Below are 16,197 nucleotides of genomic sequence, written 5' to 3'. Positions count from 1 at the left end.
TGAACGAAGCACGCCGCTGCCCGACTCGGTCTACTGGCGCTGATAACAACGATGGCGCGCTGAAGCGCGCCACCTTCTTCCAGGCTGCCTATGGAAACCGGAGAGCTTCCGTATGTCTGCATCGCATGAGGTATCCCCCGCCACCCTGCGCCGGGTGATCGCCGCCTCGGCCATTGGCAATTTCGTCGAGTGGTTCGACTTCGCCGTCTATGGCTTTCTCGCTACCCTGATCGCCAGTCAGTTCTTCGCCAGCACAGACGCCAGCGTGGCCTTGCTGAAAACCTTCGCCGTGTTCGCCGTGGCCTTTGCCCTGCGCCCGCTGGGCGGCATCGTGTTCGGCGCGCTGGGTGACCGCCTGGGACGCAAACGCATCCTGTCGCTGACCATTCTGCTGATGGCCGGCTCGACGACCCTGATTGGCCTGCTGCCGACCTATGCCAGCATCGGCCTGGCGGCCCCCGCGCTGCTGACCCTGGCGCGCTGCCTGCAGGGCTTTTCTGCCGGTGGCGAGTATGCCGGGGCGTGTGCCTACCTGATGGAGCATGCACCCCACGACAAGCGTGCCTTCTATGGCAGCTTCGTGCCGGTCTCGACCTTTTCCGCCTTTGCCTGCGCGGCGGTGATTGCCTATGGCCTGGAGGCCAGCCTGTCGGCCGAAGCCATGAATGCCTGGGGCTGGCGCATCCCGTTCCTCATCGCTGCACCGCTGGGGCTGGTTGGCCTGTACCTGCGCTGGCGCATGGAAGAAACCCCGGCGTTCCGCGAAGCCCTCGCCGAAGGCAAGGCGCATGAGCATTCGCCGCTCAAGGAAACCCTGCGCCACCATGGCCGGGCGATCCGCAACCTGGGCGCGTTCATCTCGCTCACCGCGCTGTCGTTCTACATGTTCACCACCTACTTTGCCACTTACCTGCAGCTGGTCGGCAACCTGACCCGGGCGCAGGCGCTGCTGGTAACCACGGTGGCCTTGCTGTTCGCCGCTGTTGGCTGCCCGCTGGCCGGGGCGTTCTCGGACCGCGTCGGGCGGCGCAGGACCATCGGTTTCACCTGCCTGTGGGTGATGCTGTGCGTGTTCCCGGCCTACTGGCTGGCCAGCTCCGGTTCGATAGCTGGCGCGCTGCTGGGGGTGATCCTGCTGGCGGTCGGGGCGTTGTGCAGTGGCGTGGTGACTGCGGCGTTGCTCTCGGAAAGCTTCCCTACCCGTACCCGCTATACCGCTTCGGCGATTACCTACAACGTGGCCTACACGCTGTTTGGCGGTACCGCGCCGCTGGTGGCGACCTGGCTGATCGGGCAGACCGGCAGCAGCCTGGCCCCCGCGTTCTACCTGGTGGTGATCGCGCTGGTGGCGTTGCTGGGCGGGTTGGCGTTGCCGGAGACTTCCCGGATTTCCTTGCATGATGAGGTGGAAGGCGACGGTGTGCGGGTTGCGGCTCGTCGTACAGTCTGAGCATTCGCGGCCGCGAAGCGGCCCCGGCAATCTCAACCTTCCTGCCCCTCCTCGCGCCGATACGCCCACTGGTACAACGCCGGCAACACCAGCAAGGTCAGTGCGGTGGAGGACAGGATCCCGCCAATCACCACCGTCGCCAACGGTCGCTGCACCTCCGCCCCGGTCCCGCTGGCCAAGGCCATCGGGATGAACCCCAGCGACGCCACCAGTGCCGTCATCAGCACCGGCCGCAAGCGCGTCAGCGCGCCCTCCTCGACCGCCGCGCGCAGCGTGCGCCCTTGCTCGCGCAGGCCGCGGATGAAGGCAATCATCACCAGCCCGTTGAGCACCGCCACCCCCGACAAGGCAATGAAGCCCACGCCGGCGGAAATCGACAGCGGAATGTCCCGCAACCACAGCGCCAGCACCCCACCAGTGAGGGCAAACGGAATGCCGGTGAATACCAGCAGGCCATCCCTGAGGTTGTTGAACATCATCAACAACAAGGCCATGACCAGCAGCAAAGCCACCGGCACCACCACCTGCAAGCGCGCAGCCGCCGATTGCAGTTGCTCGAACTGGCCGCCCCAGCGGGTCCAGTAACCCGGCGGAACCTGCACCTGCGCGAGCAGCGTCTGTTCAGCCTCCTTGACGAACGAGCCCAGATCGCGGCCACGCACATTGGCACTGACCACCACCACCCGCTTGCCATCCTCGCGGCTGACCTGGTTCGGCCCCAGTTGCAGGTTCAATGCGGCCACCTGCGACAACGGGATGAAGCCGATCTGCCCAGTGCCCGTCGCCGCACTGGCAGGTACCGGAATCAACAGGCTGCCCAGCCCGTCGACATCCGTACGCAAGGGTTCCGACAGGCGCACCACCATGTCGAAACGGCGGTCGCCTTCATACAGCGTACCGGCCGTGCGCCCCCCTACGGCTATGGCGATGGCATCCTGCACGTCACCGACATTCAAGCCATGCCGCGCCGCCTTGTCGCGGTCAATGTCGATGGTCAGCACCGGCAGGCCGGTGGTCTGCTCGACCTTTACCTCGGACGCGCCCGGCACACCCTGCAGGCTGCTGGCGATCTGCGCGGCGGTGCGGTTGAGCACGTCCATGTCATCGCCGTACAGCTTCACCGCCACATCGCTGCGCACTCCGGATATCAGCTCGTTGAAACGCAACTGGATCGGCTGCGACAGCTCATGGTTGCTGCCCGGCACGCTGGCCGCGGCACGCTGTACCTCGGCAATCAGTGCCTCTCGCGGCTTGCCCGGGTCCGCCCATTGCTCGCGCGGGCGCAACATCACATAGGCATCGGAGATGTTCGGCGGCATCGGGTCGGCGGCGATCTCGGCGGTGCCGGTGCGGGCGAACACCCGCTGCACTTCCGGCACCTGGGCAATGATCGCCTGCTCCAGGCGCTGCTGCATGTCCACCGACTGCGACAGGCTGGTGCCCGGCACACGCAGGGCCTGCAGGGCGAAATCGCCCTCGCTGAGGCTGGGGATGAACTCGCTGCCCATGCGGCTGGCCAGCAGCCCGGACAGCAGCACCAGGCTGGCGGCAGCGGCAAACGCCAGCCGGCGCCGGCCCAGTACCCAGGCCAGCAGCGGCGCATAGCGCTGGCGCGCCGTGCGCATCAGCAAGCCTTCTTCTTCCTTGACCTTGCCGCTGACGAACAGGGCAATGGCCGCCGGTACGAAGGTAACCGAGAGGAGCATCGCACCGAGCAAGGCCATGACCACGGTAAAGGCCATGGGGTGGAACATCTTGCCCTCCACCCCTGTCAAGGCAAAGATCGGCAGGTACACCACCATGATGATCAGTTGCCCATAGATCAGCGGTCGGCGTGCCTCACGTGCCGCGGCAAACACCTCATGGAAGCGCTCGGCACGCGTCAGCATGCGGCCATGCCGCTGCTGGGCATGGGCCAGGCGGCGGATGGCGTTTTCCACGATCACCACCGCGCCGTCGACGATGATGCCGAAATCCAGCGCACCAAGACTCATCAGGTTGGCACTGACCTGGTTGGCGAACATACCGGTGAAGGTGAACAGCATCGACAGCGGGATGACCATGGCCGTGATCAGCGCCGCGCGGATATTGCCGAGGAACAGGAACAGCACGGCGATGACCAGAATGGCGCCTTCGACCAGGTTCTTCTTCACCGTGGCGATGGCTTTCTCGACCAGATTGGTGCGATCGTAGACCGTCACGGCAACCACGCCCTTGGGCAGGTTGCGGTTGATTTCCAGCAACTTGGCAGCGACCGCCTGGGCCACCGTACGGCTGTTCTCGCCAATCAGCATGAACACGGTGCCCAGCACCACTTCCCGGCCGTTTTCGGTGGCCGCACCCGAGCGCAACTCTTCCCCCAGGCTCACCTGGGCGACATGGCTGACCCGGATCGGCGTGCCGTCGACGCTGGAGATGACAATATTGGCAATGTCTTCGGCCGACGCCAGCTGGCCCGGCGCGCGAATCAGCCATTGCTCGCCGTTGCGCTCGATATACCCGGCGCCAACGTTGGCGTTGTTGCGTTCCAGCGCCGCCACCAGGTCGTTGAGGGTGAGCTTGTACGCCGCCAGGCGCTTGGGCTCCGGTGCGATCAGGTATTGCTTGGCATGGCCACCGATGCTGTTCACCTCGGCCACCCCCGGCACATTGCGCAACTGCGGCTTGATGATCCAGTCCTGGATCACCCGCAGGTCGGTGAGGGTGTAGGGCGTGCCGTCCTCCTTGAGGGCGCCCGGCTCGGCCTCCACTGTCCACAGGAAGATTTCACCCAGCCCCGTGGAAATCGGCCCCATGCCCGCTTCGATGCCGTCGGGCAGCTGTTCGCGGGCTACCTGCAGGCGCTCATTGACCAGTTGCCGGGCGAAGAACAGGTCGGTGCCGTCGTCGAAAATGACCGTGACCTGGGACAGGCCCGAGCGCGACAGCGAGCGGGTCTGCTTGAGCCCGGGCAGGCCGGCCATGGCGGTCTCGATGGCAAAGGTGATGCGCTGCTCGGTCTCCAGCGGCGAGTAACCGGGCGCGGCGGTGTTGACCTGCACCTGGACGTTGGTGATGTCCGGTACAGCATCGATCGGCAGCTTCTGGTAGCTGTGGATACCCACCGCGGCCATCAGCACCACGGTCAGCAGCACCACCAGGCGCTGCTCGATGGCGAATTGAATCAGGCGTTCGAACATGCAGGGGTCCCCAGGATCAATGGCTGTGTTCGGCCGAGCCTTTGCCCAGCTCGGACTTCAGGACAAAACTGCCAGCGGCGGCCACCTGGGTTCCGGCGGCCAGGCCGTCGGTGATTTCCACCTGGCCAGCGTCGCGCCGGCCGGTCTGCACCGGGCGGGCCTCGAAACCTTCCTCGGTACGGGCAAACACCACGGTCTGCCCTTGCCAGGTTTGCAGAGCGCTTTGCGGTACCACCACGGCGGCGGTGAAACGTTCGATGCTGACCGCGACATTGACGAACAGCCCGGGGCGCCATGCGCCATTGGGGTTGGCCAGGGTGGCGCGCACGGTGGCGGCGCGGTTCTGCTCGCCGAGCAGGCTGCCGACGTAGTTCACCCGGCCCTCGACCTGGGCCTCCAGATCCGCCGCGCTGACCGTGACATGACGGCCGGTGACTACCTTGCCCAAGTCGCGCGGGGCCACGGCGAAGGTAGCCCAGACCCGGTTCAGGTCGGACAGGGTGAAGGCATTGCTGGTCTCATCGACCACCTCGCCCACGGACAGGTGCTTTTCCACCACCACCGCATCGAACGGTGCGCGCAATTCATAGCGGTTGCCGGCACCGGCCGGGCCCACGGCGGCAACCTTCTGCCGGGCATTGGCCAGGGCGATCTCGGCCTCCTGCAGCGCCTGGCGGGCTTGCAGGTAGTCCTGCTCGGCGCTGATGCGTGCCTGCCACAGCTGCTGCTCGCGCTGGAACGTCAGGCGCGCCAGTTCCAGGCGGCGCTGGGCCGCCTGCTGCTCGCTGCGCAGGTCGGAAATCTGCTGGCTGGCAATCACCGCCAGCACCTGGCCACGCTTGACCGCCTGGCCCAGCTCGGCTTGTACCGCCTCCACCACGCCTGGCACGCGTGGCACAACGTGCGCGGTACGGTCTTCGTCGAAGCGGATCTCACCCGGAAAACTGATGGTGCTGCCCAGTTCACCAGGGCCGGCGGTGGCCAGTTGTACCCCGGCAGCTTCGAACTGGGCAGGGGTAAGGTGCAGCGTGCCCGCTTCTTCGTCGTGGCTTTCACTGGCCGCCGCTTTGGCATGGCCGTGGCTGTCTTCGCCCTGCTCATCGTGCACGGTTGGCGCGCTGGAGGCCTTGCCGAGGGTGCCGGTCCAGGCCAGGCCAGCAAGGCCGAAAACGGCAACCGCCGCGACCCCAAGGGCGATCTTGCGTGGGTTAGTCATGGTTGCTCCTGCTGTGCGGAAATTTGCTGAAGTCATCGAGGTCGCCATAGATGCGTTCGACCTGCGCCCGCGCGTCGCTCGCCAAGGCCAGCGCTTCGAGGTACAGCCCACGTGCGTCGATCAGCGTGCGCTGGGCATCGAGTACATCGAGAAAGGCGAACTTGCCCATTTCGAAACCGCGGGTGGCCGTGTCCACCGCCTGCTGCGCAGCAGGCAGGATGATGCGGTCATAGGCCTGCACGTCCTGCATGGCCGTCGCCCACTGGCTGACAGCGTTGCGCGTTTCACTGCGCAGGCGCAGCGCCACGGCATTGCGCAGGTCCCGCGCCTGGTCGGCCCGGCGGGCTGCAGCCAGCACGTTGCCCTGGTTGCGGTCGAACAGCGGCAACGGCATCGACAGGCCGACCACGTTGACCCGCTCGCGGTCTTCGCGGCTGTATTGGCTACCAACGCTGACGGTGAGGTTGGGAATACGCTGGGCCCTTTCCGCGCCGAGGGACGCGTCGCCGCGCTCGACCTGGGCCGCAGCCAGGCGCCACTCGACGGTTTGCTCGACCTGGTCGAGCAACGCATCAGCGCTGGGCGCAGCACCGGGCGACAGGTTGGCCGCCTGCAACTGCCCGAAGCTTGCCTGCGGGCTGCCAGTCAAGCGTGCCAGGGCCTGGTTGGCCACGCTGCGCTGGGTTTGCGCGCGGCGCACTGCAGCCACGGCCTGAGCCAGCTGCACCTGGGCGCGGGTGGCTTCCAGCGGTGACGACTGGCCGGCAGCTACCCGCCCCTGCGCCACTCGCAAGCCACGCTCGGTCAACGCCTGCGATTGCTGCGCCAGGGCCACGGCAGTTTGCGCGCGCAAGGCGGCGTGGAAAGCCTGCACCACGTCGGCGCGCAGGCCGTTGCGCTGGCGCTCGAGGTCCAGCTGGGCGATGGCCTGGCCGGCACTGGCCACGGCAATGCGTGCGCCGCGTTTGCCGCCCAGTTCCAATGGCTGGCTGAGGGTCACTGTGGTGGTGCTGGTGTCGCGGCGGGTGTCCTCCCGTTCCCAGGCCAGCTCCGGGTTGGGAATCAGCCCGGCCTGGCGCCGTTCGCCGTCGGCGATGCCGATTTGCTGGCCGGCCGCAGTCAGCTCCGGGTTATTCGCAAAGGCGGCGGCCAGCGCCTGGGGCAGGCTCAGGCTCGGGCCGGCCTGGGCGCTGGCGGCGCCCGCCAGCAACAGGCAGAGCAAGGCGATCTTGCGGGGGATGGGCACGAAACAGCTCCTCGTCGGCAAACGTTGGCGAGGCACTGTAGAAAGCACTGCTTATCGGCGCGGTGGCAGCAGAATGACAATTCTGTAATGCGTACGCTTCTCGGTAATCGTGGTTCGATAATCGCCCACTTTCCCGGGGGCACGCTTCCGCTCGATTGACTAAACTAACCAGGCGGTACAAAACTGGATGCATCCAACAACAACAAAGCGATGCTCGTCATGAAGCCTCTCATTCTCGTGCTCAACGGCCCCAACCTGAACATGCTGGGTACCCGTGAACCTGCCCAGTATGGCTACGAAACCCTCGCCGACCTGGCCCAGGGTTGTGCCGATACCGCCCATGCCCATGGCCTGGAAATCGAATTCCGGCAAACCAATCACGAAGGCGAACTGATCGACTGGATCCACGCCGCCCGCGGCCGCTGCGCCGGCATCGTGATCAACCCCGGTGCCTGGACCCACACCTCGGTGGCCATCCGCGATGCCCTGGTGGCGGCCGAACTGCCGGTGATCGAAGTGCATCTGTCCAACGTGCACAAGCGCGAGCCCTTCCGCCACCTGTCCTTCGTATCCGCCGTTGCCGTCGGCGTGATCTGCGGCCTGGGCAGCCACGGCTACCGCATGGCCCTCAGCCACTTCGCCGAAATGCTGCAGGAGCGCGGCGCATGAGCCAGCCAGCCATCCTCGCCGGCCTGATCGGCCGCGGTATCCAGCTATCGCGCACCCCAGCCCTGCACGAACACGAAGGCGATGCCCAGGCCCTGCGCTACCTGTACCGGCTGATCGATGCCGACCAATTGCAACTGGACGACAGTGCCCTGCCCGGCCTGCTCGACGCCGCGCAGTACACCGGCTTTACCGGGCTCAACATCACCTACCCGTTCAAACAGGCAATCCTGCCATTGCTCGACGAGCTGTCGGAGGAAGCCCGCGGCATCGGCGCGGTGAACACCGTGGTGCTCAAGGACGGCAAGCGGGTCGGCCACAATACCGACTGCCTGGGCTTTGCCGAAGGCTTGCGCCGTGGCCTGCCCGACGTGGCCCGGCGCCAGGTGGTGCAGATGGGTGCCGGTGGCGCCGGCTCGGCTGTGGCGCATGCCCTGCTGGGGGAAGGGGTCGAGCGGCTGGTGCTGTTCGAAGTGGACGCGGCGCGTGCGCAGGCCTTGGTGGACAACCTGAATACGCATTTCGGCAGCGGACGTGCCGTGGTCGGCAGCGACCTGGCCGTGGCGCTGGCCGAAGCGGACGGGCTGGTCAATACCACCCCGGTGGGCATGGCCAAGCTGCCTGGCACACCACTGCCAGTGGCGCTGCTGCACGCGCGCTTGTGGGTAGCCGAGATTATCTACTTCCCGCTGGAAACCGAACTGCTGCGCGCCGCCCGGGCACTGGGCTGCCGCACGCTGGATGGCAGCAACATGGCGGTGTTCCAGGCGGTGAAGGCATTCGAACTGTTCAGCGGGCGCCAGGCTGATGCGGCACGGATGCAGGCGCATTTTGCCAGCTTTGGCGGATGATGCGGCGCAAGCTGCTTCGCCGCTGACCCGCCCTCACAGGCACTGCTTACCTCCTGTGGGAGCGGGCTCACTGCAAACAGGCCGGCACAGGCCAATCATCCCTGCTCATCCAGCAATGCCTGTATCACCTGCTCCTGCCCGGCGTAATCGCCCTCGCCAAAATGCACATGGCGCACCTGGCCCTTGCGGTCGACGAAATAGTGCGCCGGCCAGAACTGGTTGCCCCAGGCGTTCCACACCTGGTAGTCGTTGTCGACGGCCACCGGGTACGCAATGCCCAGCCTGGCCACCTTGTCACGCAAGGTGCCGACATCGTGCTCGTAGTCGTACTCCGGTGTGTGCACGCCGACCACTACCAGGCCCTGGTCGGCATAGCGCCGTGCCCACTCGTTCACATGCAGCAGGCTGCGCTGGCAGTTGATGCAGTCCCAGGTCCAGAAATCCACCAGCACCACCTTGCCCTTCAGTGCCGGGGCATCCAGCGGCGCCGAATTGAGCCACTGGCTGGCGCCCGACAGCGACGGCATCGCACCGTAGCTGTCGCGGGCCAGCAGGTGCCCAGCCAGGCCCAGGCCGACCACGGCCAGGGCAATACCGCCCACCTTCAGCATCAGGCGGCGATCAATTTTCATGGCAACCGCCAGTGGCGTAGCTGCGGTACTGCACGCTTTGCTGCTGGCCCTTGGAGTCGAGGTAGTCCATGCGGGTGTTCACCAGCCCGCAGGCGTTGCTCTGGTCATCCTGCACCGATAACACTTTCTGCACATCCAGGTGGTCGCCGTAGCGGTACTGCATTACCGCAGCGTCGTCCATCGCTGCGCTGGCAGCGTGGGCGGCCAGGGTGCCGAAGCTGAGCACGGCGAACAGGCTGGCGCTGGCGAAGGTCTTGAAGTTCATGGCATCTCTCCTGTGTGACACTTTGGGGTGGGGAGGCGTGCTCCCCGGTCGAGAGCCATTTCAGCGCTGCCAGGTATCCCGCATGTGTCGCCCAGCGGCGTGATCTGCTTCCTCCTGTATCAGCCGCCGAGCCAGATACACTGCAATACAAACCCCAGCAGGCAAGCGCGCAGGCGCTCGGTACACTGCGCCCACACCCTCCGCACAGGAACGCAGCATGGAACATGTCGATCACATCCTGATCGTCGACGACGACCGCGAAATCCGCGAACTGGTCGGCAATTACCTGAAGAAGAACGGCCTGCGCACCAGCATCGTCGCCGACGGCCGGCAGATGCGCGCCTTTCTCGAAGCCAACAGTGTCGACCTGATCGTGCTCGACATCATGATGCCCGGCGACGACGGCCTGTTGCTGTGCCGCGAGCTGCGCGCCGGCAAGCATCGCAACACCCCGGTGCTGATGCTGACCGCCCGTAACGACGAGACCGACCGCATCATCGGCCTGGAAATGGGTGCCGACGACTACCTGACCAAGCCGTTCTCGGCTCGCGAACTGCTCGCACGCATCAATGCCGTGCTGCGCCGCACCCGCATGCTGCCGCCCAACCTGACCATCAGCGAAAGCAGCCGGCTGCTCGGCTTCGGCCAATGGCGCCTGGACACCACCGCGCGCCACCTGCTCGACCGCGAAGGCACCCTGGTGGCCCTGAGCGGCGCCGAATACCGCCTGCTACGGGTGTTTCTCGACCACCCGCAGCGGGTGCTCAGCCGTGAGCAGTTGCTCAACCTGACCCAGGGCCGCGAGGCCGACATCTTCGACCGCTCCATCGACCTGCTGGTCAGCCGCCTGCGCCAGCGCCTGGGTGACGACGCGCGCGAACCCAGCTGCATCAAGACCGTGCGCAGCGAGGGCTACGTGTTCTCGTTGCCGGTGCAACTGCTCGAGTCGCCGTCATGAAGTGGCCACGCACCCTTGCCTCGCGCCTGGCACTGATCTTCTTCACCGGCCTGGTCCTGGCCTATGGCCTGTCATTCGGCCTGCAGGCCTACGAGCGCTACATCAGCAGCCGCTCGATGATGCTCAGCACCCTGGAACAGGACGTGGCCACCTCGGTCGCCATCCTCGACCGCCTGCCCGCAGCTGAACGCGCCGCCTGGTTGCCGCGCCTGGAGCGGCGCACCTACCGCTACCGGCTGGACCAGGGCCTGGCAGGCGAGGCAATGCCCAGCAGCGACCCACCCATGGCCGCCGATTCGATCGTCAAGGCAATCGGCAGCGACTACCACCTGACCTTCCAGGAAATCCCCGGCCCGATCGCGCACTTCCAGGCCCACCTGCGCCTGGCCGACGGCGCGCCGCTGACCATCGACGTGACCCCGGCGCCGGTCCCGGTGGCCCGCTGGCTGCCGGTGGTGCTGCTGATCCAGTTGGCCGTGCTGTTGCTGTGCACCTGGCTGGCCGTGCGCCTGGCGATCAGCCCGCTGACGCGCCTGGCCCGCGCGGTGGACAACCTCGACCCGGACAAGCCCGGCGTGCAGCTGGATGAAAGCGGCCCGCGCGAAGTGCGCTACGCCGCAGTGGCATTCAACGCCCTGCAGGCGCGTATCGCCGCCTACCTGAAAGAGCGCATGCAGTTGCTGGCGGCAATTTCGCACGACCTGCAAACACCGATCACGCGCATGAAGCTGCGGGTCGAGGTGATGGACGACGGGGTGGAAAAGGACAAGTTGTGGAGCGACCTGGGCGAGATGGAACACCTGGTGCGCGAAGGCGTGGCCTATGCCCGCAGCATGGACACCAGCACCGAGGCCCCCTGCCGGGTCAACCTCGATGCATTCCTCGACAGCCTGGTATTCGACTACCAGGACAGCGGGGCCCGGGTCGAGCGCCATGGCAGCAGCGACAGCCTGCTGGAAACCCGGCCGCACGCCTTGCGCCGGGTCCTGGTGAACCTGGTGGACAATGCCCTCAAGTTCGCCGGCGCTGCCGAGCTGGAAGTATGCCGCGAGGGCGACATGACGGTGATCCGCGTGCTCGACAATGGGCCGGGGATACCCGCTGGCGAACTGGATGAGGTGTTGAAGCCGTTCTACCGCGTGGAAGGCTCACGCAACCGCAGCACCGGTGGTACCGGGCTGGGTCTGGCCATCGCCTACCAGCTGATCCAGGCCATGGGCGGCCGACTGACCCTGAGCAACCGCTCGAGCGGCGGGCTGTGCGCACAGATCGAACTGAAATGACAGCGTTTGCAGCAGCGCCGTGGTGTCGCCACAGGGCTGGCCAGCCGCCCGCGGTTTTCAGCTTCGCCGCCTGAGTTGCCGGGGCCGCTGTGCGGCCTTGTCGCGGCACAAGGCCGCGCCTACAAAAAGCGGGCGTCGGCGCTACAAACAGATACATAACCCAACGTCCGCCGACACACTGCAGATACCCCGCGCCGACACACTCCCGGTCACACCCAAACAACCCGGGAGCCTCCCTGATGAAAGCCCTCACCCTGCCCTCTGGCTGGAAGCTGTTCGCTGCCCTCGCCGGGCTGACCCTGGCGATGACCGCCGTGGTCCTGGCCAGCCAGCCTGACCCGGACGGCCTGCGCAGCGCCATCCGCGCCACCGCCCGCAGCTCGTTCGCGCTGTTCCTGCTGGCATTCCTGGGCTCATCCCTGGTGACTTTGCTGCCGGGCCCCCGCAGCCGCCGCCTCCTGCAGGAACGGCGCTACCTGGGCTTGGCATTCGCCTTCTCCCATACCGTGCACGGCGTGCTGATCTACCGCTATGCCCAGCAGTTCCCCGAATTGTTCTGGGCCAACCGCACGGTCACTTCCAGCCTGCCCGGCAGCGTCGGCTACCTGTTCTTGCTGCTGCTCACCGTGACCTCGTTCAAGGCCGCCATGCGCCTGCTGGGTGGCCGTGCCTGGCAGGCCCTGCACAGCACCGGCATGTGGCTATTGGCGGCCGTGTTCTGCCTGTCGTTCTACAAACGCATCCCCATGGGTGGCTGGTACCCGCTGGCGTTCGCCCTGATGTGCAGCGCCATCGCCATCAAACTCACCGCCAAGCTGGCCCGCCAGCAACGCCGTAACACCCACGCCCTTTCCTGAGGAGAACACAGCATGACCACCTTGACTCGCACCCTGGGCACTTTTGACCGTTTCGGCGCCTGGAGCGCCGACCTGCCGTTGCGACTGTTCCTGGCCTGGGAGTTTTTCGAATCCGGCTGGGAGAAGTTCAATGGCAGCAACTGGTTCGCTGATTTGCAAGCGAACTTCCCGTTCCCCTTCAACCTGCTGCCAGCGGAGCTGAACTGGCAACTGTCGATGTGGGCGGAACTGATCCTGCCGTTGCTGCTGTTGCTGGGCCTGGGCACTCGGCTGGCATCGGCGGGGCTGATCGTGGTGACGGTGGTGGCGATTGCCGCAGTGCATTGGCCCGCACACTGGTCGAGCCTGGCCGAGCTGGCCCAGGGTTATGCCATTACCGACCAGGGTTTTGGCAACTTCAAATTGCCGCTGATCTACCTGGTGGCATTGCTGCCACTGCTGCTCAAGGGGGCTGGGCGACTGAGCCTGGACCATTGGCTCAGAGGGCGGTTCTGCAGATGAGCAGCCGCGGGCTGCTGTGCAGCCCATCGCCTGCAAGCCAGCGCCTACAGCGAGAGCACATGGCGTGAGGTCAATGCTGTCCAGGCCAGAGCTGGCTTGCAAGAGCAAGGGGCGCAACGCGCCCCCAGTACCTCACCTCAACGCGTCCCGATAATGACCCCCTGCCTGCGCAGCCCTTGCAGCAATGCCAACCCCTGCTGCACATCCCCGCCCAACGCCTCCAGCCGCGCCCGCCCACTGCCCTGCTCCAGCGCCAGTAACCGATACGCCAGCGGCGCCAGGCGCGCGAAGCGCACCTGCAACTGCGCATCGCGATACACCAGCAACAAGGTCGGCGCCTCAGGCGCAGCCACAGGCTGGTAATCCGCGCCGATCCGCTCCACTGGCCAACGATAAGCCAACACCCGCGCCACACATGACAACAGCGGTTGCCCTTCGAGCAGGTCGCCCGCCGGGTCGTGAGCCGGGTCCTCGGCATCACTCAGGTACAGCTGCGCCTCGATCCACTCATAGTGCGCCAGTTCCAGCTGCCAGGGCGCATCCAGTTCGACCCCTTGCAGATAATCGACAAAGGCCCCGGCGAGCTCGGTGAACAACGGCGTCTGGCTGCGATAGTTGGCATAGAAATCGCGCACCCGGGCGTGCCAACGCTGTTCACCCAATGCCTGACGCATCACTGGGAAACTGCCACCGAGCAGGCCTTCGATAGCACCATAGAACAGTTCACGGTAAACCTGCAGCCGCCGCGCCTCCACGCCGGGCGGCGGGGCATGGCGCTGAGGGTCGCGCAGATGGCGGGCCAGGGTGTACTGCTGGTCGCGCAAGGTCTCATTCATTGGCTTGCCCCTCCGACACACGCTGGAGCGTGCGGATGCGCGCCGTCTCGGCCAGCAGTTCGGCCAGCGGTGGGTAGTTGAAATCTCGCTCGAGCACGGTCGGCTGCACGCCAAAGCGTGCACAGGCAAGCGCGAACAGCGCCCAGACATCTTCCTTCACCGCAGCCCCGTGGGTGTCGACCTTGAGGTCCGGTGCTTCGTCGTAGTGACCCGCGATGTGCATGCCGGTCACCCGTGCCTGGGGCAAGCCTGCAAGAAAGGCCCGGGCGTCGTAGCCATGGTTGCAGGCGTTGACGAAGACATTGTTGACGTCCAGCAGCAGGTCGCAGTCGGCCTCCTCGATAACCGCGCGGATGAACTCGAGTTCGCTCATCGCCTGGTATGGCGCGGCGTAATAACTGATGTTCTCGACCGCGATGCGCCGCTCCAGGTGCTCCTGGGCCTGGCGTATGCGCGCGGCCACATGGCGTACGGCTTCGTCGGTGAACGGGATGGGCATCAAGTCATACAAGTGCCCGTCATCGCTGCAGTAGCTCAGGTGCTCGCTGTACAAGCGCACCTGGTAGCGATCGAGAAACTGCCGGGTCTGGTCCAGGAAATCCCGGTCCAGCGGCGCGCTACCCCCCAGCGACAACGACAGCCCGTGGCAGGCAATGCTGAAACGCTCGGCCAACTGAGCCAGGCCCTTGCCGTAGGCACCACCCACGGCGATCCAGTTTTCCGGCGCACATTCAAGAAAATCCACCGCGCCGGCATCCATGGCCAGCAACTGCGGCAACAGCCCGCGGCGCAGGCCAAGCCCTGCCCGCAAGGGCCGAGGCGACAATGATGTAAGCTGCATAACGGCTCTCCAACAGGCACAACGCCCCGCCTGGCCAGCAGGAGGGGCGTTGCGCGTTTCATGGGATTTACAGTCAGGGCTTGCCGGTCAGATGGCTGAACAGCCCTTCAGGCATGCTTTTGCCGTTGGCCTGGTAGATCGCCTTGAGGTGATCCGCGGCTTCCTGTTCGGAAATGAAGCCATCATGGTTGCGGTCGATCTTGTCGAACTCGCCAGCGCGGTCCTTGGCCACTACCAGGAACTCATCGCGCGAGACCTTGCCATCGTGGTTGCTGTCGGTCCTGGCGAACGAGGCGTCACCGCACTTGCCTTCGCCGCACTTGCCCTCAGCCCCGGCCTTGGCGCTGGCACCGCACTTGCCCTCACCGCACTTGCCTTCATTCTGGGTGGCCTTGCCGCTGCCGCCGCACTTGCCTTCACCACATTTGCCTTCGCCAGGCACCTTGGCCGACGCCAGCTGGTAACCCTGGGCCAACGGTTCGACGGCAAACGCACTGCTGCCCAATGCCATGCTGCCAATCAGGGCAGCGCCGAGCAGGCCGAGGGTGTTTCGTACTTGAGTCATGGTGTCGCTCCACTGTGGTTGGAATGTGGAGCCATTAGGCCGATGCGGTATGTCGTGGATGTATCCCGCAGCATGTGGTTTTGTATGGGAATGGGTCAGCAGCGTGACCAGATACAGTGCGATACACAACGGCCCCAGGGCTAAGCTGGGGCCGTTGTGCAGGGTCAGTCTTCCAACGGCTTGGGCGGTGCCGCGGGCTTGGCGGGCTTGGCTGGTTTGCCAGGCTTGCTGTCCTTGGCCTTGGTTTCCGGTGCGGCCGCTACAGGCTCGGGCGCCGTCACGGCCTTTTCGCTGGCGGGCAACTCATCGACTGCCTTGAGAATCACCTGCGGGTCAAGGGTATCGCCGCTGTCGTCGTCCTTGAGCATGTGCCGCTCGCCGTCCTTGCCCACCAGGATCACCTTGGTGCCCTTGCTCGCGCCCAGCTTCAACTCACGGATCAGGGCCATGGTGGTCTGCTGTTCGAGGTTCTTGTCCTCACGCTTGCCCATCATGTTGGCGACGCTGTAGAGCACCAGGTTGCGCTCTTTGAAGGCTGCCTGGGTGGCCGGGTCCTTGAGGGCGTCGTTCAAGCCACGCAACGTCGGGTCGGCGCTGCTGGGGGCAATCACGACCAAGGGCCTGGCCTTGCCCAGTTCCTTGGCCAGCGGCGCGTCACTATCGGCAGCGGACACAGGGCCGACCAGTGCGAGCAAGGTGGCGAGGGTCAATGACCGGACGAGCATGCGTATCTCCTTATTCTCTCGATAAACCAAAGACTACAGATCAGGGAGAAAAATCCTGCAGGCGAGCCTAAACCAACCAGGACGGCACATGTGCATGCAAAGGTAACCTGGCATTTCCCCCGGGGC

The 16,197-nt window shown here is 65.6% G+C and carries 16 protein-coding genes; 7 read left to right on the top strand and 9 right to left on the bottom strand.

Annotated features, from left to right (window positions below; all coding sequences use genetic code 11):
- Positions 1–112: 112 nt before the first annotated feature.
- The gene (locus tag ACJA3S_RS09880; RefSeq protein ID WP_406821667.1) at positions 113–1,450 is read left to right on the top strand and encodes an MFS transporter; all 1,338 of its coding nucleotides are present in this window, start codon (positions 113–115) and stop codon (positions 1,448–1,450) included.
- 32 nt (positions 1,451–1,482) lie between these two features.
- Here ACJA3S_RS09880 and ACJA3S_RS09875 read toward each other — a convergent pair whose 3' ends face one another.
- The 3 genes from ACJA3S_RS09875 to ACJA3S_RS09865 are packed head-to-tail and all read right to left on the bottom strand — an operon-like array spanning position 1,483 to position 7,091.
- A complete protein-coding gene (locus ACJA3S_RS09875) occupies positions 1,483–4,629 on the bottom strand; it encodes a CusA/CzcA family heavy metal efflux RND transporter (protein WP_406821666.1) in 3,147 nt (1,048 codons plus the stop codon).
- A 16-nt stretch (positions 4,630–4,645) separates the two neighbouring features.
- Entirely contained in the window at positions 4,646–5,845 is a 1,200-nt protein-coding gene (locus tag ACJA3S_RS09870) for an efflux RND transporter periplasmic adaptor subunit (RefSeq protein WP_406821665.1), read from the bottom strand.
- Positions 5,838–7,091 (bottom strand): TolC family protein, encoded by a 1,254-nt coding sequence (locus ACJA3S_RS09865; protein ID WP_406821664.1) that lies wholly within the window; start codon positions 7,089–7,091, stop codon positions 5,838–5,840. Before ACJA3S_RS09865 ends, ACJA3S_RS09870 begins: the two co-directional genes overlap by 8 nt.
- A 219-nt stretch (positions 7,092–7,310) precedes the next feature.
- On the opposite strand from ACJA3S_RS09865, the gene aroQ reads away from it, so the two are divergent.
- Both aroQ and ACJA3S_RS09855 read left to right on the top strand, forming a co-directional pair.
- A complete protein-coding gene (aroQ, locus tag ACJA3S_RS09860; RefSeq protein WP_170029294.1) occupies positions 7,311–7,760 on the top strand; it encodes a type II 3-dehydroquinate dehydratase in 450 nt (149 codons plus the stop codon).
- Positions 7,757–8,608, top strand: coding sequence for a shikimate dehydrogenase (locus tag ACJA3S_RS09855; RefSeq protein ID WP_186684544.1), 852 nt, complete (start codon positions 7,757–7,759; stop codon positions 8,606–8,608). Before aroQ ends, ACJA3S_RS09855 begins: the two co-directional genes overlap by 4 nt.
- Before the next feature lie 95 nt (positions 8,609–8,703).
- Here the strand turns inward: ACJA3S_RS09855 and ACJA3S_RS09850 are convergent, their stop codons facing one another.
- Positions 8,704–9,219: a thioredoxin family protein gene (locus tag ACJA3S_RS09850; protein ID WP_406822232.1), complete on the bottom strand. Its 516-nt coding sequence runs from the start codon at positions 9,217–9,219 to the stop codon at positions 8,704–8,706.
- Positions 9,220–9,229: 10 nt separating this feature from the next.
- On the bottom strand, positions 9,230–9,505 hold the full coding sequence (locus ACJA3S_RS09845) for a DUF2790 domain-containing protein (protein WP_406821663.1): 276 nt from the start codon (positions 9,503–9,505) through the stop codon (positions 9,230–9,232).
- 217 nt (positions 9,506–9,722) lie between these two features.
- On the opposite strand from ACJA3S_RS09845, the gene ACJA3S_RS09840 reads away from it, so the two are divergent.
- The 4 genes from ACJA3S_RS09840 to ACJA3S_RS09825 all read left to right on the top strand — a co-directional run bounded on the left by ACJA3S_RS09840 (position 9,723) and on the right by ACJA3S_RS09825 (position 13,104).
- Complete coding sequence (locus ACJA3S_RS09840; protein WP_186684542.1) at positions 9,723–10,463, top strand: response regulator; 741 nt, start codon at positions 9,723–9,725, stop codon at positions 10,461–10,463.
- Positions 10,460–11,746 (top strand): sensor histidine kinase, encoded by a 1,287-nt coding sequence (locus ACJA3S_RS09835; protein WP_406821662.1) that lies wholly within the window; start codon positions 10,460–10,462, stop codon positions 11,744–11,746. Before ACJA3S_RS09840 ends, ACJA3S_RS09835 begins: the two co-directional genes overlap by 4 nt.
- A gap of 239 nt (positions 11,747–11,985) precedes the next feature.
- The gene (locus ACJA3S_RS09830) at positions 11,986–12,603 is read left to right on the top strand and encodes a ferric reductase-like transmembrane domain-containing protein (protein WP_406821661.1); all 618 of its coding nucleotides are present in this window, start codon (positions 11,986–11,988) and stop codon (positions 12,601–12,603) included.
- 12 nt (positions 12,604–12,615) lie between these two features.
- Entirely contained in the window at positions 12,616–13,104 is a 489-nt protein-coding gene (locus ACJA3S_RS09825; protein ID WP_170029288.1) for a DoxX family protein, read from the top strand.
- 137 nt (positions 13,105–13,241) lie between these two features.
- Here the strand turns inward: ACJA3S_RS09825 and ACJA3S_RS09820 are convergent, their stop codons facing one another.
- From ACJA3S_RS09820 to ACJA3S_RS09805, 4 genes are all read right to left on the bottom strand, one after another.
- Positions 13,242–13,940, bottom strand: a complete 699-nt coding sequence (locus tag ACJA3S_RS09820; protein WP_406821660.1) for a DUF2063 domain-containing protein — start codon at positions 13,938–13,940, stop codon at positions 13,242–13,244.
- Positions 13,933–14,781, bottom strand: coding sequence for a DUF692 domain-containing protein (locus tag ACJA3S_RS09815; protein ID WP_406821659.1), 849 nt, complete (start codon positions 14,779–14,781; stop codon positions 13,933–13,935). The genes ACJA3S_RS09820 and ACJA3S_RS09815 overlap by 8 nt, the downstream gene beginning before the upstream one ends.
- A 73-nt stretch (positions 14,782–14,854) precedes the next feature.
- Positions 14,855–15,346 carry an EF-hand domain-containing protein gene (locus ACJA3S_RS09810; protein WP_406821658.1) on the bottom strand — a complete coding sequence of 164 codons (492 nt, stop codon included), beginning with the start codon at positions 15,344–15,346 and terminating at the stop codon, positions 14,855–14,857.
- 164 nt (positions 15,347–15,510) lie between these two features.
- A complete protein-coding gene (locus ACJA3S_RS09805; protein WP_406821657.1) occupies positions 15,511–16,071 on the bottom strand; it encodes a DUF4174 domain-containing protein in 561 nt (186 codons plus the stop codon).
- Positions 16,072–16,197 lie beyond the last annotated feature (126 nt).

The organism is Pseudomonas sp. KnCO4 (genome assembly GCF_045344305.1).
Lineage (GTDB): Bacteria > Pseudomonadota > Gammaproteobacteria > Pseudomonadales > Pseudomonadaceae > Aquipseudomonas > Aquipseudomonas anuradhapurensis.
This window is presented reverse-complemented; position numbering and strand designations above follow the sequence as displayed.